The 19,073-nt window shown below is 72.9% G+C and carries 19 protein-coding genes; 15 read left to right on the plus strand and 4 right to left on the minus strand.

All coding sequences use genetic code 11. From position 1 onward, the window contains the following. The first annotated feature begins 12 nt into the window (after positions 1–12). From CP969_RS04170 to CP969_RS04190, 5 genes are read left to right on the plus strand one after another with little or no spacing between them, the layout of a single operon-like run. The gene (locus tag CP969_RS04170; protein ID WP_004992445.1) at positions 13–1,311 is read left to right on the plus strand and encodes an acyl-CoA dehydrogenase family protein; all 1,299 of its coding nucleotides are present in this window, start codon (positions 13–15) and stop codon (positions 1,309–1,311) included. 4 nt (positions 1,312–1,315) lie between these two features. Beyond that, the gene (locus CP969_RS04175) at positions 1,316–2,404 is read left to right on the plus strand and encodes a phosphotransferase family protein (RefSeq protein ID WP_016827772.1); all 1,089 of its coding nucleotides are present in this window, start codon (positions 1,316–1,318) and stop codon (positions 2,402–2,404) included. A 41-nt stretch (positions 2,405–2,445) separates the two neighbouring features. Further along, on the plus strand, positions 2,446–2,697 hold the full coding sequence (locus CP969_RS04180; protein ID WP_016827770.1) for a hypothetical protein: 252 nt from the start codon (positions 2,446–2,448) through the stop codon (positions 2,695–2,697). A 3-nt stretch (positions 2,698–2,700) separates the two neighbouring features. Next, a complete protein-coding gene (locus CP969_RS04185; protein ID WP_016827768.1) occupies positions 2,701–4,170 on the plus strand; it encodes a class I adenylate-forming enzyme family protein in 1,470 nt (489 codons plus the stop codon). Between the two features lie 17 nt (positions 4,171–4,187). Beyond that, entirely contained in the window at positions 4,188–5,303 is a 1,116-nt protein-coding gene (locus tag CP969_RS04190; RefSeq protein ID WP_016827766.1) for an acyl-CoA dehydrogenase family protein, read from the plus strand. Between the two features lie 44 nt (positions 5,304–5,347). Here CP969_RS04190 and CP969_RS04195 read toward each other — a convergent pair whose 3' ends face one another. Then, complete coding sequence (locus CP969_RS04195) at positions 5,348–6,178, minus strand: FadR/GntR family transcriptional regulator (protein ID WP_004992428.1); 831 nt, start codon at positions 6,176–6,178, stop codon at positions 5,348–5,350. Between the two features lie 149 nt (positions 6,179–6,327). On the opposite strand from CP969_RS04195, the gene CP969_RS04200 reads away from it, so the two are divergent. From CP969_RS04200 to CP969_RS04240, 10 genes are all read left to right on the plus strand, one after another. Then, a complete protein-coding gene (locus CP969_RS04200) occupies positions 6,328–7,236 on the plus strand; it encodes a TIGR03619 family F420-dependent LLM class oxidoreductase (RefSeq protein WP_016827763.1) in 909 nt (302 codons plus the stop codon). 472 nt (positions 7,237–7,708) lie between these two features. After that, positions 7,709–8,836 carry an enoyl-CoA hydratase/isomerase family protein gene (locus tag CP969_RS04205; RefSeq protein ID WP_223887051.1) on the plus strand — a complete coding sequence of 376 codons (1,128 nt, stop codon included), beginning with the start codon at positions 7,709–7,711 and terminating at the stop codon, positions 8,834–8,836. Positions 8,837–9,495: 659 nt separating this feature from the next. Beyond that, a complete protein-coding gene (locus tag CP969_RS04210) occupies positions 9,496–9,714 on the plus strand; it encodes a hypothetical protein (RefSeq protein WP_223887052.1) in 219 nt (72 codons plus the stop codon). Between the two features lie 324 nt (positions 9,715–10,038). Then, a complete protein-coding gene (locus CP969_RS04215) occupies positions 10,039–10,755 on the plus strand; it encodes an HAD family hydrolase (RefSeq protein WP_016827760.1) in 717 nt (238 codons plus the stop codon). An 18-nt stretch (positions 10,756–10,773) separates the two neighbouring features. Next, a complete protein-coding gene (gene fabG / locus CP969_RS04220; RefSeq protein ID WP_016827759.1) occupies positions 10,774–11,526 on the plus strand; it encodes a 3-oxoacyl-ACP reductase FabG in 753 nt (250 codons plus the stop codon). 49 nt (positions 11,527–11,575) lie between these two features. Continuing rightward, positions 11,576–12,028: a MaoC family dehydratase gene (locus CP969_RS04225; RefSeq protein WP_016827758.1), complete on the plus strand. Its 453-nt coding sequence runs from the start codon at positions 11,576–11,578 to the stop codon at positions 12,026–12,028. 84 nt (positions 12,029–12,112) lie between these two features. Next, on the plus strand, positions 12,113–12,262 hold the full coding sequence (locus CP969_RS33145; RefSeq protein ID WP_004992411.1) for a hypothetical protein: 150 nt from the start codon (positions 12,113–12,115) through the stop codon (positions 12,260–12,262). A 289-nt stretch (positions 12,263–12,551) separates the two neighbouring features. Beyond that, positions 12,552–13,733 (plus strand): thiolase family protein, encoded by a 1,182-nt coding sequence (locus tag CP969_RS04230; protein ID WP_004992408.1) that lies wholly within the window; start codon positions 12,552–12,554, stop codon positions 13,731–13,733. 41 nt (positions 13,734–13,774) lie between these two features. Beyond that, positions 13,775–14,551 (plus strand): enoyl-CoA hydratase/isomerase family protein, encoded by a 777-nt coding sequence (locus CP969_RS04235; protein WP_004992405.1) that lies wholly within the window; start codon positions 13,775–13,777, stop codon positions 14,549–14,551. Positions 14,552–14,911: 360 nt separating this feature from the next. Beyond that, entirely contained in the window at positions 14,912–15,637 is a 726-nt protein-coding gene (locus CP969_RS04240; protein ID WP_016827756.1) for a TetR/AcrR family transcriptional regulator, read from the plus strand. A 189-nt stretch (positions 15,638–15,826) separates the two neighbouring features. On the opposite strand, the gene CP969_RS04245 is transcribed toward CP969_RS04240, so the two are convergent. From CP969_RS04245 to CP969_RS33150, 3 genes are read right to left on the minus strand one after another with little or no spacing between them, the layout of a single operon-like run. Continuing rightward, positions 15,827–17,245 carry an amidohydrolase family protein gene (locus CP969_RS04245; protein WP_016827755.1) on the minus strand — a complete coding sequence of 473 codons (1,419 nt, stop codon included), beginning with the start codon at positions 17,243–17,245 and terminating at the stop codon, positions 15,827–15,829. Further along, entirely contained in the window at positions 17,242–18,459 is a 1,218-nt protein-coding gene (locus tag CP969_RS04250; protein WP_223887053.1) for a CoA transferase, read from the minus strand. The genes CP969_RS04245 and CP969_RS04250 overlap by 4 nt, the downstream gene beginning before the upstream one ends. Then, a complete protein-coding gene (locus CP969_RS33150; protein ID WP_004992394.1) occupies positions 18,452–18,628 on the minus strand; it encodes a hypothetical protein in 177 nt (58 codons plus the stop codon). The genes CP969_RS04250 and CP969_RS33150 overlap by 8 nt, the downstream gene beginning before the upstream one ends. Between the last annotated feature and the right edge of the window lie 445 nt (positions 18,629–19,073).

Raw genomic sequence — 19,073 nt, forward strand, 5'->3', positions numbered from 1 at the left:
AGGAACGTTCCCATGGCTTGGGACTTTGAGACCGACCCGGAGTTCCAGCAGGAGCTGGACTGGGTCGAGGAGTTCGTCCGGACCGAGGTCGAACCGGTCGACCAGGTGATCGAGCACGCCTGGAACACCCGTGACCCGCTGCGCAACAAGCTCATCAAGCCGCTGCAGCAGAAGGTCCGCGAGCGCAGGCTGTGGGCCTGCCACCTCGGCCCCGAGCTGGGCGGCCCGGGCTACGGGCAGCTGAAGCTGGCCCTGCTCAACGAGAAGCTCGGCCGCACCCACTCCGGCCCGGTCGTCTTCGGCTGCCAGGCCCCCGACTCCGGCAACGCCGAGATCCTCGCCCACTACGGCAGCGACTACCTGAAGAAGACCTACCTCGAGCCGCTGCTGGAGAACGAGATCGCCTCGTGCTTCTCGATGACCGAACCGCACGGCGGCTCGGACCCGACAGGGTTTCGCACCACCGCCGTGCTCGACGGTGACACATGGGTGATCAACGGGGAGAAGTGGTTCTCCTCGCACGCGCTGTTCGCCGAGTTCCTGATCGTCATGGCGGTCACCGAGCCGGAGGCGCCCAGGCACCGAAGCATGTCGATGTTCGTCGTGCCGGCCGACGCCCCGGGCGTCGAACGGGTCCGGGACGTGAGCGTGTGGGGGCACGAGGAGCGCGTCGGCACCCATCAGTACCTGCGCTACAACGATGTGCGGGTGCCCGCGGAGAACCTGCTGGGTGAACGCGGCGAGGGGTTCGCCGTCGCCCAGACCCGGCTCGGCGGCGGCCGGATCCACCATGCGATGCGCACCGTCGGGCTGGTCGGCCAGGCGTTCGAGCTGATGAAGCGGCGCGCGGTGTCCCGGACGACCAAGGGTGAGCGGCTCGCCGACAAGCAGCTGGTCCAGGAGATGATCGCCGACTCCTGGATCCAGCTCGAGCAGTTCCGGCTGCTCGTGCTGCGCACCGCCTGGAAGATCGACAAGTACAACGACTACCGCACGGTGCGGCCCGACATCGCCGCGGTCAAGGCGGCGATGCCCCAGGTGCTGCTCGACGTGGCGTCACGGGCGATCCAGATCCACGGCTCGCTCGGCATCTCCAAGGAGCTGCCGTTCGGCAAGTGGGTCATGGAGTCCTTCCACATGGGGCTGGCCGACGGCGCCACCGAGGTGCACAAGGTCAACCTCGCCAAGGCGCTGCTGCGCCGGACGCAGCCCGACGACGGGTTGTTCCCGCCCTACATCCTGCCCACCCTGTCCGAGCAGGCGCACCAGCGCTACGCCGACGTCATCGCCGAGTCGGGCACCCATGAGTGAGGAGATGACGGCATACGACGCCGAGACCGCTCCCGTCCGTCCCGGGGAGGATTTGGACTGGCCGCGGGTGGAGGCCTACCTGCGCGCGGAACTGCCCGAGCTGACCGGGGAGTTCTCGGTGCTGCAGTTCCCCCACGGCTCGGCCAACCTCACCTACCGGATCCGCTTCGGCGACACCCCGCTCGTCCTGCGCCGCCCGCCGTTCGGGCAACTGGCGCCGGGCGCGCATGACATGCGGCGCGAACACAAGGCGCTCTCACGGCTGTGGCGGGCCTACCCGCGGGCCCCGCGCGCGCTGCTGTTCTGCGACGACCACTCCGTCGCCGGGGCCGACTTCCTGGTGATGGAGTACCGGCCCGGGATCGTCGTCTGGGACGCGGTACCGGAGTCGATGGCCGCCTTCCTCGACGCCGGCCACCGGATCGGGCTCGCGGTGATCGACGCGCTGGCGGACCTGCACCGGGTGGATCCCTCCGCATGCGGCCTCGGCGACCTGGGCCGCCCGGACGGCTTCCTGGCCCGCCAGGTCGCCGGCTGGCGCAAACGGTGGGATCTGGCCGCCACCGAAGACAGCGACCCCACCGCGGCCGAGCTCGGCGAACGGCTGGCGGCGAGCCTGCCGGAGTCTGGGCCGCCCGCCGTACTGCACAACGATTTCAAGATCGACAACTGCCAGTTCGCACCGGACGACCCCGACACGGTCGTCTCCGTGTTCGACTGGGACATGGCCACCCTCGGCGACCCCCTGGTCGACCTCGGCACCCTGCTGAACTACTGGCCCGACCCGGAGTTCGGCGACGCGGGCGCGCTGGCGGAGCTGCGCCTGTCGCGGCTCGGTCTGCCCTCCCGCCAAGAGGTCGTCGACCGTTACGCCGCGCGGTCGGAACGCAGCGTCCGCGACATCGACTGGTACGAGGCCTACGGCTGTTTCAAGACGCTGGTCATCCTGCAGCAGTTGTACGCCCGCCACCTACGCGGCGAGACCACCGACGAACGGATGGCCCGCCGCGGTGCCCACATCTCGGTACTGGCCGAGCGAGGCATGAGCCGGCTCGGCCTGCCCACCACACTTCCAACGAAAGGACTGCAGTGAGCATGAAACCGGGAACGCGGTTTTGGAGCACGGTGAGTCCGGTGTCGGTCGTCGTCGTCCGGCCGGCCGCCGGGAAGGTGACGCTGACCTGCGGGGGCGTCCCGATGGTCGAGCACGAGCCGGAGAACGCGGCGGTCACCGCCGAGGGTGAGGGCCCACTGCTCGGCAAGCGCTACGCCGACGAGGACAGCGGCCTGCAGATCCTGTGCACCCGTGGCGGGGCCGGCGAGCTCGCGGTCGACAGCCGCCTCCTCCAGTTGATGAACACCCGTCCGCTGCCGGCATCGGACTGAGCGATGGATGCCTCGATCCTGTTGAAGATGGTCGCCGATGTCGCCCCCGAGCGCGTTGCGATCGGGCCGGCACGCTCCGGGCTGACCTACGCCGGGCTGCTCTCGCGCGCCGAGACGCTGGCCGGGGGGTTGCACGGCCTGGGCGTGGACCACGTCGCCCTGGTGGATGTGAACTCCGCGCTGGTGCCGCAGGTGTTCTACGCTGCGGCGCTGGCGGGCCTGCCGTTCGTGCCGCTGAACTACCGGCTCGCCGACGACGCGCTGCGCGCGGTGCTGGCCCGGATCGCTCCGGCCGTGGTCGTGGTGGGCGAGGAGCAGCGGGCCCGGTGCGCGGGCATCGACGGCGTCACCGTGCTGACGGCGTCCCAGCTGCCGACCGGCGCTCCCGGCCGGGCCGGCTCCGGGGACATCAGCGCACTGCTGTTCACCTCGGGCACCAGCGGGGAGCCCAAGGCGGCCGTGCTGCGCCCGGCTCACCTGGTCTCCTACGTGCTGTCCACGGTGGACCTCCTGTCCGCCGGCGAGGACGAGGCGCTGTTGGTCAGCGTGCCGCCGTACCACATCGCCGGAATCTCCTCGCTGCTGACCTCGGTGTTCGCCGGACGCCGGCTCCTGATGCTGCCCTCCTTCGACCCGGCGGCCTGGGTGGAGCTGGCGCACGAGGAGGCGGTGACGCACGCGATGGTCGTGCCGACGATGCTCGGCCGGATCCTCGACGTGCTGGAGGCCGAAGGCCGCACGCTGCCCGCCCTGCGGCACCTGTCGTACGGGGGCGGCCGGATGCCCCTGCCGGTCGTGGAGCGGGCCCTGCGGCTGCTACCGCACGTCGACCTGGTCAACGCCTACGGGCTCACCGAGACCAGCTCCACGATCGCCGTGCTCGGCCCGCAGGACCACCGCGACGCCCTCGCTTCCCCCGACCCCGCCGTCCGGGCACGGCTCGGCTCCGTCGGCAGGCCCCTGCCCAGCGTGGAACTGCAGATCCGCGACGAGGACGGGCGGACGCTCCCTCCCGGCGAACCGGGCGAGATCCACGTGCGCGGCGAGCAGGTCTCCGGCGAGTACCTCACGCACACCGCCACCGACGGCGAAGGCTGGTTCCCCACCCGCGACCGCGGGTGGCTCGACGCCGAGGGCTATCTCTTCCTCGACGGCCGGGCCGACGACGTCATCGTGCGGGGCGGGGAGAACCTGTCGCCGGGCGAGATCGAGGACGCGCTGCTGGCGCACCCCGCGGTGGCCGACGCGATCGTCTTCGGCACCCCGGACGTCGAGTGGGGCGAGGTGCCCGTGGCCGCGGTGGTACTGCGCGCTCCCGTCGAGGAGGCGGAGCTGCGGGACTTCGTCCGCGCCCGGCTGCGCTCGGCCAAGACCCCGGCCCGCGTGCTGGTGCGCGACGCGCTGCCGCACACCGACACCGGCAAGCCGCTGCGCCGCGTGCTGCGCGCCGAACTGCCGGCAAGCCTGTCGTGAGAGGAAACGACGACCTGATGCGCCTGACACCCGACGCAGATGCCGAGGAGCTGCGGGAGACCGTACGCGCCTTCCTCGGCAAACACGCCGACACCGCGGCGGTCCTCCGCGGGCCGAGCGGTGAGCCGGGCTGGGACCCCGCCACCTGGAGCCGCTTCGCCGGTGAACTCGGGACGGTCGGCCTCGACGTGCCCGAGGACCTCGGTGGGGCGGGGGCGAGCTTCCGCGAAGTCGCGGTCGTCGCCGAGGAGCTGGGCCGATCCCTGGTCCGGCTTCCCTGGTTCTCCACCGCCGTGCTGGGCGTCGGGGTGCTGCTGCACACCGACGACGGCGCCGCGCGGGCCGACCTGCTGCCCGGGCTCGCCTCCGGCGAGGTGACCGCCACGCTGGCCTACCGGGAGGACCCGGAGGGCTGGGACCCCGGCCGCCTCGCCACCACCGCGACCCCCGACGGCGACGGCTGGCGACTGACCGGCACCAAGATCCTGGTCGTCGAGGGGGCGGCGGTCGACCTGCTGCTGGTCGCTGCCCGCACTCCCGAAGGACCGGGGATCTACGCCGTCGACGCCGACGCGCCCGGTCTGGTCCGCACGCCCATGCGGGCGATGGACCCGGGCCGCCGGCTCGCCAGGATCGAACTGGCAGCCACGCCGGCCCGCGCCGTCACAACGCCCGGCGGCGCCCTGCCGATCCTCGCCAAGGTGCTCGACCGGGCCGTCGCCGCCCTGGCCGCCGAACAGCTCGGCGGCGCCGCCGCGGCACTGGAGTCCGCCGTCGCCCACGCCCGCGACCGCATCCAGTTCGGCCGGCCCATCGGCTCCTTCCAGGCGGTCAAACACCGCTGCGCCGACATGGCCCTGCACGTCGAGGCGGCCCGCTCCGCCAGCGCCTGGGCAACCGCCGCCACCGCCGAGGCGTCCGGCGAACTCCCCCTGGCGGCCGTGACGGCCGCCCTGCGCTGCGGCAGCGCCTACCGGTACGTCGCCGCCGAGAACATCCAAGTCCACGGTGGTGTCGGCTTCACCTGGGAACACCCCGCGCACCTGCATTTCCGGCGGGCCACCACGAGCGCCGTCCTCTTCGGCGACCACGCGGAGCATCAGGAGCGGCTCCTCACCGAACTGGGAGTCTGACAGGCCTGGAGCGGGGCGACGGCTCCCGCTCCAGGCCACTGCGCTCAGCGCCACTCGATCGCTTGCTGCAGCCGCTCCGGCCACCGCTCCCGGTAGCTCGCCGTCACTGCCACGATGTGCTCCCGCATCAGCGTGGCTGCGCGCTTCGCCCGGCCGGCGATGATCGCCTCGGCGATGTCGGTGTGCGAGTGCAGCATGTGAGCGCTCTCGGCGATCGGGTCGATTCTCTCCAGCACGTGGTCGGTGACGATGTGGGTCACCGCCTGGGTCAGGAGGGTGAGAACCCGGTTCCCGCTCAGCGCCGCGATCACCGCGTGGAAGTTGTTGAGGTCCTCGAAGACCTCGTCGCGTTCGTGCTCCTCGGGCTGGTAGTCGAGGAACGGCGCGAACGCCCGCATCTTGAGCTTGCGATCCGGCAGCTGCGCCACCCGGCCGGCGAGGGGCGGCTCAAGGATCTCCCAGGTGTCGAAGACCTCGTCGTAGGTCGCTCCGCTGAGGTGGAAGTACAGCGTGGCAGTCCGCGCGAGGTAACTGGCGTTGAGCGGCTCGACAAGCGGTCCGCCACCCGGTCCGCGCTTGATCGAGACCAGTCCCTGCACCTCGAGCAGGCGCAGCGCCTCCCGCAGCGTCTCGCGGCTCACGTTGTAGTGCGCCAGCATCTCGGCCTCGGGACGCAGCCGGTCGCCGACCTCGAGGTTGTCGGCGACGATGTCGTGCACGATCGCGGCCGCGGTGACCTCGGAGGCCTTCGGCGTGCGCGAGGCGGTCTGTCCGTTGCCCGGGTCGACGGTGCGATAGGCGGTGCCCGGCCGGTAGACGATGGGGATGCCACGGGGTCGGCCGGGGGGATCTTTCGCGGCGGTCGTGTCAGTCATCCACATCTCCTCATTGCCTCGCTGCCGCATCTCCACCAGGTGTGGCCGCGTGCCGACGGTAGGGAAGAGGATGCGTACTTCCTCATGGACATTACAAGGTCGACACCATATCGTTGACGAAATTGCTCATGAGATTATACCGTCCGGCCATGACACCGCGGTACCGTATCGGCCTCAGCGCGTACGACATGGACGCCGTCGAGTTCACCGAACTTGCGGTGGCGGCCGAGCAGTGCGGTTTCGACACGCTGTGGCTGGGCGAGCACATCATCGCTCCCGAGTCCGGTGGAGGAGTCCACCCCACCACAGCCGACCAGCCCGTCCATCACCTCGGCTCGGTGGTCGACTCGACGGTGCGGTTGATCGATCCGCTCACCACTCTCGCCGCGGCCGCTGCCCGCACCTCTCGGATCTTCCTGGCCACGGGCATCTACCTGCTGCCGTTGCGGCATCCGTTGGCCACTGCGCGGATCGCGAGCACTGTGCAGGACCTCGCGCGCGGGCGCTTTCTGCTGGGAGTGGGAGCAGGCTGGCTGCAGGAGGAGTTCGACGCACTCGGCGTCGAGTTCCGCACGCGGTTCGGTCGGTTCGAGGAAAGCATCGCCGTGCTGCGCGAGGCCTGGGCGGGCGGTTGGTTCTCCCGGTGCGGTACGCACTACTCCTTCGGCCGTGTACAGGTTGTGGCAGAGCCCGTGGCCATCCCTCTGGTCCTGGGCGGCAACTCGGGGCCGGCGCTGCGGCGAGCGGCTCGCCTGGGTGACGCCTGGCTCAGTTCAGGCACCCTCGACTACGAGAACGCGGCCCGACTGCGCGACGCGGTGGAGGCGGCGTGCGCCGCAGTCGGCCGGACCGAGCCGTTGCGCTGCTGGTTCCGGATCGAGCGGCTCGACCCGGCCCTGATCGACCGCTTCACGGCCGAGGGCATGACCGATCTCGTGGTGTGGGCCGATCAGCTGTGGCGCGGGCCGGACCTCGACGCCCGGCGCGCGGCGCTTGCGGAGGCGGCGTCCCACGTCGGGCTCGGTCTTCAGGTGCGCGCCGACACGGGGACACCGTAAGCCCGCCTCGCGGGCCGCTGCCGAGGGTTCCCGGCGACGGTCCCTTCCCGGTTTCAGCGACCCGCCTCCTCGGGACCGGTGAAGGCGTTGATCGGTGCGCCTGCCTGATCCGTCGTCACGGCCTCGGTGGCGGTGGTCACCTCGACACGCCGACCCGGCCAGGCCGAGCAGGTGGCCGTACCACGGCCCGGCTCACGGCGTGCTGAGGTCGACCACGGGCAGGCCGCCGACGGGCCGTGGTGCGGGCGGCACCGACGGTGGAGCGGGGCGGGCGGCGGCAGGCGGGGGGACCGGGGCGGCGGCGGTCCGGCGGGGCGTCCGGCGAGCGCGACGATGCCGCTGGACGCCCCGCCGGCCGGCGGATCCGGGGGACGGTCATGCCGCTGCCCGCACAGAAGCCGGCATGACGCTGAACACAGGCCGACGGTACACTCGCGCTCGTCAGCCGTGATCGTTAGGAGCGTGCTGTTCCGTGTCCCCCGCGCCTGTGATCAGCCCGGCGCAACTGGCAGCCGGCGCGGCGGGCACCCCGCTGTTCGATCCGGCCGCGCGGCAGGTCGCCCCGGTGCTGGCCGTCGACCTCGACGAGCCCGTCGACCCCGCCGTGCTCGACGCCGCGGTCCGCCACGCCCGGGCTTGCGACCGGCTGCTCGTCGGGATCACGGGCGCCGCTGGGGCGGGGGCGCGCAACGAGGCCGGGGTGCTGGCGGCGGCACTCGACATGACCCTGGTCGACCGGGGCTCACAGGCCAACGATCGCCCGTTCGTCCCGGTGCCCGATCCGGCCGTCGCACTGGCCGAGGTAGAAGCCGCGGTGACGGCGAACCCCCAGGCCGCGCTCGTACTGGCCGGACTCCTGCGCACGACCGAGACGCTCCCGGTGCGCGACGCCCTGGAGGTGGAGTCGCTGGCGTACTCCACTCTGCTCGGCGGTGCGGAGTTCCATCGGTGGCTCGCCGCGCGCGGGCCCCGTCCACAGCTTCCGCCCGTCCCGGACCCCGTGCTGGTCGCCCGCAGCGGGGACGACCTGGAGGTGACCCTCAACCGGCCGTCGCGGCGAAACGCCTACGACCGGCAGATGCGGGACGCGCTGGTCGAGGCCCTGCACCTCGCCGCCCTCGACGACACCATCTCCCGGGTGGTGCTCACCGGCGCCGGCCCGGCGTTCTGCTCGGGCGGAGACCTCGACGAGTTCGGCACGGCCCCCGACCCGGTCACCGCCCATCTGGTGCGGACCCGCGCCGGCGCCGGCCGCCTCCTCCACGAGTTGCGCGACCGGATGCAGGTGGAGGTGCATGGCACGTGTGTGGGCTCCGGCATCGAACTGCCCGCCTTCGCCGGGACCGTCCTCGCCGCCCCGGACACCACCTTCCGGCTCCCCGAGGTCGGCATGGGACTGATCCCCGGCGCCGGCGGCACCGTCAGCATCCCGCGACGCATCGGACGCTGGCGCACCCTGTACCTCGCCGTCACCGACAGCGTCCTGGACGCCCCCACCGCACTGACCTGGGGACTGGTCGACGCCCTCGGGCCAACGGACGACAGACAGCCCCCGGTTCCGCAGGACGGCTCGAGCGAGACCTTGCGCCCTCAGCCATGAAGGCCACCGCGCGCCGAAGGCTCGCCGGGACCGAGGCGCGGCACACGCCGCGCTGTCCCGCACCGGCCCGCACTCCACAGATGCGAGGCGGCGTGCGCTGGACGGCCGCGTGAAAGCCGGTGTGGCCAGCGTTCGTGACCGCGCTCCACAGTGACGTGACGGCGGCGTCCCGTCGAGAGGACGTCATCCGCCTCCCGGGCGGGCCCTCCTTCGGGCAAGGCGCGGTGGCCAGTGACGCGGGGACACGGCGTCGCATCGCGCCGTGGTCACGGCCGGCCGGGTCGCGGTCGGCACCGAGGCGGGCACCGGCTTTCCCACGCTTTTGAACGACCCCGCTCCTGAGGCGCCTGCGTGCGGTGCCCCGGAGCACCCGTGTCCGCGCTCTCCGCCGACCGTCCGCGGTGTGACCACCCCCTCCCCTTGGCCGCCCCGATCAGCTTCACGACGCTCGCCACGGTGCTCTCCTCTTCGTCGGGAGTGGGGCGTACGACACGCAATACGAAACCGACGGCGACTTCATCCATAGTTGAACTTGACGTCGACTTTGAGCTAGGGTCAGCGGCGGCAGGACGACGGCGGATCCGGGAGGTCGGCGTGCTGAACTCCACCGACGACGGCCCCTACGCCGACGCGCTCGGAAGGTCGCCGCATTGCCGCCGGTGCTCCGGTCCAGTGCCACGGTCGCCACGGCCGGCTGCTGCCCGTCCAACGACGGGGCCGCGGCACCGGCGATCCCACCGGCGCGCCACCTGGGAGTCGACTTCGACCGGCTCGACGTCGACGGCGGCGCCACCGGCGTCGACCACCCCTTCGGCCCGGAGGCCATGCGCGTGGGCGGCGGTCAGGGCCTGGGGATGATCACCGAAGGACTGAGCTGAGGCCCGAGCGCTACGCGCAGCCATGCCCGGCGCCACCGCGCTCCTGAGCCGCCGACCGACCACCCCAAGACGAGGAGCCACCGTGTCTCGCAGGTTCGACGGCGCTACCGCGACCGACTCCGGTCGTTGCAGCGCCGACCGACTGGCCGCCCGGGGTGCCGAGCTGAGCGAAGCCGCCCGTCGGCACGAGGCGTTGAAGAAGGTGCCGGCCGCGCCGGGCGGCCCGGCGCACCCCCGCCGTGGCGGGTCGGGCCGACGCAGTCGGCGGGTGGCCGGGGGCGTCCAGGCCCCGGCCGCCGGAAGCACGGTGGGAGAACCGGAGTGATGGCCGACGACCCGCCCGTGGCCGCCGTGGTGTTCGACTACGGCGGGGTGCTCACCACACCGGTGCGGCAGTCGATCGCTGCCTGGCTGGAGCACGACGGCATCGAGCCGGCGTCGTTCTCCCGGACGCTGAAAGCCTGGCTCGGGCGCCGGGCACCGGAGGGCACCCCCATCCACCTGCTGGAGACCGGAGAGCTGCCGGTGGCGGAGTTCGAGCGCCTGTTCGCCGCCGAGCTGGTGCGCCTCAACGGCACACCGGTCGATCCGGTCGGTGTGTTGGACAGGTTCTTCGCGGGTCTGCGACCCGAGCCACGGATGTATGCGCTCGCCGAGGAACTGCGCGCGTGCGGTGTGCGGGTGGCGCTGCTGTCGAACAGCTGGGGCAACGACTATCCCCGTGAGCGCCTCGAGTCGCTGTTCGACCCGGTGGTGATCTCCGGCGAAGTGGGCTTGCGCAAGCCACTGCCGACGATCTTCGAGCTCACCCTGGACCGGTTGGGCCTGGCTGCGGCGCAGGTGGTCTTCGTCGACGACGCCGAGCCGAACGTGGTCGGCGCCCGTGCCGTGGGCATGCGGGCCGTGCTCCACACCGACCCCGCGGCGACACGGGCCGCGTTGGCGCAGCTGCACCAGGCCTCCTCGGCGGGGGGACGCTCCCCTCTTGGGCCGGCGCCTTCGGCCGTCCGCGACGACATGACGCCTCCCCGAGGGGAATGACGAAAGGAATGAGGAGAGATGAGCCGACGTACCGCGATCGTGACCGGTGCCGCACGCGGCATCGGCGCCGCCGTGGCGAAGCGGCTGGCCGCTGACGGCTTCGCCGTGGCCGTGCTCGACCTGGACGAGGCGGCCTGCGAACCGGTCGTCGAGGACGTCCGGTCCGGGGGCGCCGATGCGCTCGCGGTCGGCGCCGACGTCGCCGACGAGGCGGCCGTCGAGGCGGCGGTCACCCGGGTCGCGCAGGAGCTCGGCGCCCCCACCGTGCTGGTCAACAACGCCGGCATCACCCGCGACAACCTGCTGTTCAAGATGACCATCGGCGACTGGGACGCGGTGACGGACGTCCACCTGCGCGGGGCGTTCCTGATGAGCCGTGCCGTCCAGCGCCACATGACCGAGCAGAGGCGGGGACGCATCGTCAACCTCTCCAGCACCTCCGCGCTCGGCAACCGGGGCCAGACGAACTACGCCGCCGCCAAGGCGGGCCTGCAGGGCTTCACCAAGACCCTCGCCATCGAACTCGGCGCGTTCGGCATCACCGCCAACGCCGTCGCCCCGGGCTTCGTCGAGACCGACATGACCGCCTCGGCCGCCGAGCGGATCGGCATGCCGTTCGAGGAATTCAAGGCCTCCGCCGCCTCGCAGATCCCACTCGGCCGCACCGGCAAGCCCGAGGACATCGCCCACGCAGTGTCGTTCTTCGCCAGTGAAGGGGCCGGCTTCGTCTCCGGCCAAGTCCTCTACGTCGCAGGCGGTCCGTGCGACTGACCGCGGCGCGACCCCGTCCGCACGGAGCCCGACAAGAACAGGAGCACCCATGAAGGTCTTCAACGGCATCGACGAGCTGGAGAAGGCGGTCGGCACGCACCTCGGGTACAGCCCCTGGCATACCGTCACGCAGCAGCGGATCGACCTGTTCGCCGACGCCACCGGCGACCACCAGTGGATCCACGTCGATCCCGAGAAGGCGGCTGCCGGACCGTTCGGCACCACCATCGCCCACGGCTACCTCACCCTGTCGCTGATACCGCGGCTGGCTGGGCAGGTCTACCGGGTCGACGGCCTGGCCATGAGCGTCAACTACGGCTGCGACAAGGTGCGTTTCCCCTCCCCGGTGCCGACCGGGTCGCGGGTCAGGGCCGGCGTCGAACTGCTCTCGCTGGCCTCGGGACCGAAGGGGGTCAGGTCCACCTCCCGGGTCACCGTCGAGCGCGAGGGCGCCGACAAGCCGGTCTGCGTCGCCGAGACCGTCAGCGTGATGGTGCCCTGAGACGGCCGGTGTTCCCACCCCGGGCGAGCGGCCCGGCCGACCTCGGCCGGTTCGGCGCCTGGTCCGCCCCGGCCGCATCCGCCGATGTCGCTCCTCCGCTGCCCACGGCTGCTGTCCGGAGGCAAGCCCGGCTTCACCGACGAGGTGACCGACGGCGAGCGCGCTCGGATCGTGCGTCGGCCACCGCTGGGGCACCTGCTCGCCACCGTCCACGCCACGCGGGCCGCACCCTGAGCACCGTGCTCAGCGCGCTGCCCCCGCCGAGCCTCGCTCAAGATCACTATCCCCCGTACCGTCGAGTCGAGTGGATCTTGACAAGGCGGTCCGGGCGCGCGGGCTCCGGAGGCCTCCCAGGACTTTCGGCTCGCCCCGGCGTTCGCCGGCATCCGCGGGCTCCGCGCCCGACACAGGCCCACGGGGACCGGGGACGGTGATCGCTTTCAGCAGGGGTCCTGGCTTCGCAGGGCCCCACCCACCTCCCGTGGGCGCGACACGCAGAACACATCTTTCGGAAGGGACAGCCATGGGGTCACAGGAAAAGATCCTCATCGTCGAGGGGGCGCGCACTCCGATCGGCAGCTTCGGTGGCGCGTTCAAGGACGTCCCGGCGCACGAGCTCGGCGGCACCGCGGCGCGGGCGGCGCTCGAACGCGCGGGGGTGGAGCCGCAGGACATCGGCGAGGTGGTCATGGGCTGCATCGGGCAGGTCGGGCCGGACGCCTACAACGCGCGCCGGGTCGCCTTGGCGGCCGGGCTGCCGACGAGCACCCCGGCGTACACCGTGAACCGGCTGTGCGGCAGTGGCCTGCAGGCGATCTGGTCGGCGGCGATGCAGATGCGCTGGGGCGGCGTGGACATCGCGCTGGCCGGCGGCGACGAGAACATGAGCCGGATGCCGTTCTACGACTTCGGCGCCCGGTCCGGTTACCGACTCGGCGACCGAACGCTCGTCGACGGCACGGTGATGATGCTGACCGATCCCTTCCACGGCATCCACATGGGTCTCACCGCGGAGAAGGTCGCCGCGGAGTACGGCGTCTCGCGCCGGGAGCAGGACGAGTTCGCGGCGGAGTCCCAGCGACGAGCCGCCTCGGCGGCGGCCCAGGCGGCCTTCGCCGAGGAGATCACGCCCGTCGAGGTGGGCGGCCGCAAGCCTCGCGTTGTCGGGGTCGACGAGCACCCCAAGCCCCGCACGACGGTGGAGACACTGGCCGGCCTGCGCCCGGCGTTCCAGTCGGAGGGCACGGTGACCGCCGGCAACGCGTCGGGGATCAACGACGGCGGTGCGGCGCTGGTGCTGGCGCGGGAGCCGGTGGCAGCCGAGCGCGGGCTGTCCGGGCTGGTGTCGCTGGAGGCGGTGGCGACCGCGGCGATGGAGCCGGAGCTGATGGGCTACGCGCCGGTACTGGCGTTGCGGAAGCTGTTCGAGCAGACCGGCACCTCCCCGTCCGACATCGACGTCGTCGAGCTCAACGAGGCCTTTGCGGCGCAGGCGGTCGCGGTGATCCGCGACGCCGGTCTGGATCCGGAGAAGACCAACCCCAACGGCGGGGCGATCGCGCTGGGCCACCCGGTCGGGGCGACCGGCGCGATCCTGACGCTGCGGGTGGCCAAGGACCTGGTCCGCCGGGACCTGGAGCTGGGCGTGGTCACGATGTGCATCGGCGGCGGGCAGGCACTCGCCGCGCTCTTCCGGCGGGTCTGACCGCCGCGCCGAGACCGCCTCGACCAGGAAGCGAGCATGGCATGACAAAGGACCTCGTCCGCTACGAATGCGCAGCAGGGGTGGCCCGGATCACCCTGGCCAGATCAGCGAGGGCGAATGCCGTGGACCTGCCCACCGCCCGCGCCTTCGGCGCGGCGGTGGACCGGGCGGCGGCCGACCCCGGGATACGGGCGGTGCTCGTCCGCGGGGAGGGCAGACGGTTCTGCTCGGGGGGCGACGTGGCGGCGATGGCCGCCGCGCCGGACCGGGCCGCGTACCTCGAAGAGCTCGCCGGCACCTTCGATGACGCCCTGCAGCGCCTCGCGGCGCTGCCCAAGCCGGTCGTCGCCGCGGTCCAGGGGGCTGTGGCGGGAGCCGGACTGGCCCTGATGCTCAGCTGCGATGTGATCGTCTCGGCCGCCTCGACGAAGTTCCTGCTGGCCTACGCCGGTGTCGGCCTGACCCCCGACTGCGGTGTCTCCTACCTCCTCCCGCGCGCGATCGGGCAGCAACGTGCGCTCGAACTCGCCCTGACGGGCCGGACGCTCACTGCCGAGGAAAGCCGCGCGTGGGGCCTGATCACTGAAATGGTGGACGACGCCTCGCTCGACGACCGGGCACGCCGGCTCAGCGAGCAGCTCGCCGCGGGGCCGGAGTTCGCCCTCGGACAGGGGAAGCGACTCCTGCGCTCCTCCTGGCGGACCTCGCGGGAGCAGAGCGGCCGGGAAGAAGCCCGTGTGATCGCGGAGGCGGCCACCCGGCCGGAGACCACCGTGCTCCTCGCATCCTTCGCCGGGCGTCGAGGAGAACCAGCGTGAGCGGAGTGCGGGTCGCCGCATGACGCGGGCGGCCGGGAGGACGGAGCGAGCGACAAGCGAAAAGGCACTGCTGTCGTCGGCCTCCGGTGACGCGTGCGACCGCTGCCGTCCGCCATGCCTCCGCTCCAGACCGCTCCCCCACCGGTCCGTGTGGGGAGGTGCTCCTTGCCTCCCGCCCACTCACCGGGCCACTGGCACCCGCCCTGCCAGGGGTGGGTGTGCGGCCGGCGACGACGGCGCACGTCGAACAAGGCATCGGGCTCGGTGTCGCCCAGGGACGGAACTGCAGTGAACCCGACGTCAAGGTCGAGTAGTGTTGCGGGTCAGTGGAGGTTTCGACGGGACGGAGTCACCGCCGGCATGGGGAGCGACAGGGTGGACACCAGCGACCTCGCCGGGGCTGATCCGGAGGCCCGCCCGCTCCCCGCCACTGCGCGGGGACGGCGGCGCAGGCAGTCCCTGCTGGACGCGGCCAGGGAGGTCTTCGCGCGCGACGGCTTCGCGAATGCGCGGATCACCGACATCGCCGACACCGCGAACACGGCGCACGGCTCCTTCTACACGTACTTCGCCTCGAAGGAGGAGATCTTCGTCGCGCTGCTGCGCGAGTTGGAGGAGGAACTGCGGAGCCCGGGTCCCCGTGATGTGCAGCAGGACGGCGACGGGTCGAACCGCGTGGAGCCGTACGAGCAGATCCTCCGGGCGAACCGCGCCTACCTGACCGCGTACCGCAAGAATCGCGCGATCATGGTCGCCTGGGAACAGGTCGCCACGTTGGACGCGGGAGTCGAGCGCCTGCGGCGCGAGGCCAGTGACCGGTTCGTACAGCGGATCGAGAAAAGTATTCGCCACTGGCAGGACAAGGGGATCGCGGACCCGGACGTCGATCCCGTGTACGCCGCCATGGCGCTCACCGGAATGGTGAGCAACTTCGCGTACCGCTGGTCGGCGCGCGACGCGGACTACGAGGTGGGGAAGGCCGCCGAACAGCTCTCCCTGCTATGGGCCAACTCACTGGGCATCCGGACACCCCGAGGCCCCGGCGAAACGTCGATCTCCCGGGGCCGGTCGGGGCGTCAGGATTAGTCGACCGTCGGCACTCCCCGAGTCTCCGCGGGTACATCCACCCCATCGGTGGCCCGGGCCGGGGTGCGGGGACTTTCGCGGTGGTGCCGGGACGGTCGGGGCGGTGTCGGCGGTGCCCGTACCCGCTGACCGGGACCCGGTGCAGCGAGCAGGGGTGATCGGCTCGGCCGCAGTCCGCCCCCGGCCGGGTCACGGTCGGTGCCCGGCGATTCCGGGACCCGTGGTGTCGAGGCGCCGCCCGCAGCGCCACACCGCGGCGACGGCACCGGCGTCCGGCTCGGCGAGCGCCTGGTCGAGGGGCGTCCGCAGCAGGACCAGGTCGGCCGGTGCGCCTGGGAAGACGCGGCGTGGTGTGCCTCCGGGCTCGTCGTGGGCGCAGAGGTAGCCGGCGAGTGCGGTGGCCGGCGGAACCCGCTCCCCGGCCCCGAGGATGTCGCCGTCCGCGGTGGTGCGGTCGATCGCACTGGCGATCACCTGCCACGGGTCGGCCACGCCGAAGGGGGCGTCGCTCGAGGCGCAGGTCGGCACGCCCGCCCCGAGCAGGCCGGCGTACGGGTAGAGGTGTGGCAGGTCGTCGGGGTCGACCTCGCGCCGGTACGTCCCGCCGCGGGTGCGCAGGAAGTCCGGCTGTGTGACGACGCGGACCCCGAGCCGGGCCATCCACTCGGCGATGCCCTCGGGGACCACCGCCGCATGCTCGACCCGATCGCCGGGCAGCGGTCCCACCTCGTCCAGCACGGTGAGCGTGAGCAGCAGCGAGTCCCGGGTCACGCAGTGCACGGCGACCGGCCTCCCGGCGGCGTGCTCGTCGGCGATCACTGCGGCCAGCTCGTCGTACGGTGGCAGGTCGTGGTCGCGCAGGAGCAGTTTGCGGGGGCCCGCGGTGAGGCCGGGCGGCAGCTCGGTGCCGGTCGGCGCGCCGAGCAGCACCACCCGCTGCGGGAGGGCACCGTCGGCCACCGCCCGGCCGAGCAGGTGGACCGTCGCCGGGTCCAGGTCCGGTGTGGCGTCGGTGACGCCGGTGATGCCGTAGGCCGCCAGGGCGCTGCCCACCCGTGCCAGGTCGGGTGGTGCGTCGGCCAGCGCCGGTCGCAGGCGGGCGTCGTACCGCCAGAGCCGTCCGGTCGGCCGACCGTGCGCGTCCCGCTCGACGTCGGGGCTCTGGTCCAGGACGTGGGCGACCTCGCCGAGGCCACGCGAGTTCACCATCCACAAAGCGCCACTGCGGTGCTGCACCCGGACCGGCCGGTCGGGCACCAACCGGTCGAGCAGGTGCCGGTCCAGCGGACCGGCGACGTCCTCGTGGTAGCCCGTACCCCGCACCCACCCGCCGGGTCCACCCGGGGCACGGCGCAGCGCCTCGGCGAGCGCCTCAGGACTGCGGACCGCCCCGGGGCCGCAGTCGACCGAGTCGAGCGCAGCGGCCATCGAGAGCAGGTGCAGGTGGTGGTCGTGCAGTCCGGGCAGCAGCGCCCCGCCGCCCCCGGCCACCACCTCGGCGCCGACCGGTGCGGGCAGCCCGGCACCGATGGCGGCCACGCGGCCACCCGCGAGGAGGACGTCCGAGCGCCGGCCCTCCACCTCGACGTCGCGGAGGAGCACGTTCACCGCAGACCGTCCAGGATTCGTTCGCTGTCGACGCCCAGCTCGCCGGCGGGCCGGAGCGGCATGCGTGGCGCCGGGTCGGCGACCACGGCCTCGCCGCCGTCCCAGGCCACCCACCAGCGGTCCGCGCGGCGGACCACCTCGTGCGGGGCCGGCGGCCCCGAGAACTCGGCGCAGACGTGGTGCATCGACACGTCGATGAGCGCGGCGCGCTCGGAGAGCAGTGCCTCGGCAGCCGCCGCGGCTGCCGCCACGCCTGTCAACGGGTCGGCGAGGGCGTCACCGCAGGGAAACAACTCGCCGTCGTCCTCGACCACCAGGCCGGCCCCGGCCGCCACGTCGTCTCCGAACCCCACCGCGTCGCAGTCCCGGCCCCGCGCGGTGATCGACAGCCAGGACACCCCTTTGTCGACCAGCGCATCGGCGTCCAGACCGAGGCGTGCCAGTGCTCGGGGGCGGGACGCCTCGAGCACCAGGTCGGCCGAGGCGACGAGGTCGCGCAGGCGGGCGACGGCGTCGGGATCGTGGAAGTCGACGGCGACCATCGCATGCCCGCCGTGCAGCAGGTCGAGGAAGGCACGCGGCCCGCGACGGCTGCCGTCGGGACGGTGCCGGCTTTCCACCTTGACGACCTCCGCGCCGCCGAGACCCAGCAGGTGCGCGCAGAGGGGGCCGGCCCACAGCGAGGTCAGGTCGACCACTCGCGGGCGCTCCCGCGGAAAGCGGCGGCCGCCTTGCCGGGCCACGACGCCGGGACGGGACCGGTCGACCGACGCCGGGTCGCAGCAGGGCAGCCCGAGCAGTCGGCCTCGTGCCACCGCGTCCGCCGAGGCGGCACCGCGTGCCCATCGGGCGACCGCCTCCCAGGGGTCGCCCGGATCATCGTCTTCGACGAGGGCCGGCACCATTTCGATGTCCTCGGGACGCGGCAGCGACACCCCCCACCAGCCGTCCGCGGTCGGCAGCAGGCGGAAGGCGCCGCCGCAGGACCACGGGCCGTTGCGGCGCAGCCCGGCGATCGCCGCCCGTTCCCCGAGCAGGCGGACGTCCGGCAGGGTGGGGAGGGCGCCGGTGCGCCGCCGGGTGGCCTCGGCGACGCGCGCCAGCGCTCGCCGTACTGCGCCCGCCGGGTCGCCGGGGGCGGCCATGGGCGGGCCGTCGCGTCGACCGGTGAGGCACATCGCACCCGACGCGGCCCAGGCACCGAGGTCAGCCACGGCCGCGCACTTCGGCCCGGGCGTCGAGGGGGCCCCGTTCGAGCGCGGTGCCGGCACCGCCGGGCCGGTCGGGGTCGACCACTGCCGAGGGGGCGTCGGGGAGGCCGTCCGCGCCGACTGTCGGAACCGCCGCGCCGCCGGCCACGTAGCGCAACCCGACCCTGTCCACGCTTCGGCCTCCTGCCTGGTTCTTCGGGTGTCGGCACCCCGGCCGGACGCACCCAGCCTACGACGACGGTCGCGAGCCCCTCCGAGCAGGCCCGGAAGCTGACCGTCGAAGCCTGTCCGGGCCTCCCCGGCTTCATGGAGGGCCATGATCCTGGACGCGCGGGCGAGGTGGCCCGAGCGGGTGGTCCCGCATGCGGCCGGGGCGAACGTGAACGGCCGCCGGCGCCCTCTCCCCGTGCCGCTCGCACGCTGTTCCCTGCCGCGCGGACGGACCGGGCGCGGACAACGGCGCCCTCGTGGGCCACGGCGGCCTCGGCTGCGCGCAACCGCCGGGCCCTCGGGGGTGCCGCTCGGTTTCCACCACCACCCACTGGCGGTGGAAGGAGCGGGGACGTCAGGGCGCGCGAGCTTCGTCCGGGCCCGCAGGCCGTGGCCGTGCGGGCCCG

The organism is Streptomyces viridosporus T7A, from assembly GCF_008704515.1.
In the GTDB taxonomy this organism is placed as follows: domain Bacteria; phylum Actinomycetota; class Actinomycetes; order Streptomycetales; family Streptomycetaceae; genus Streptomyces; species Streptomyces viridosporus.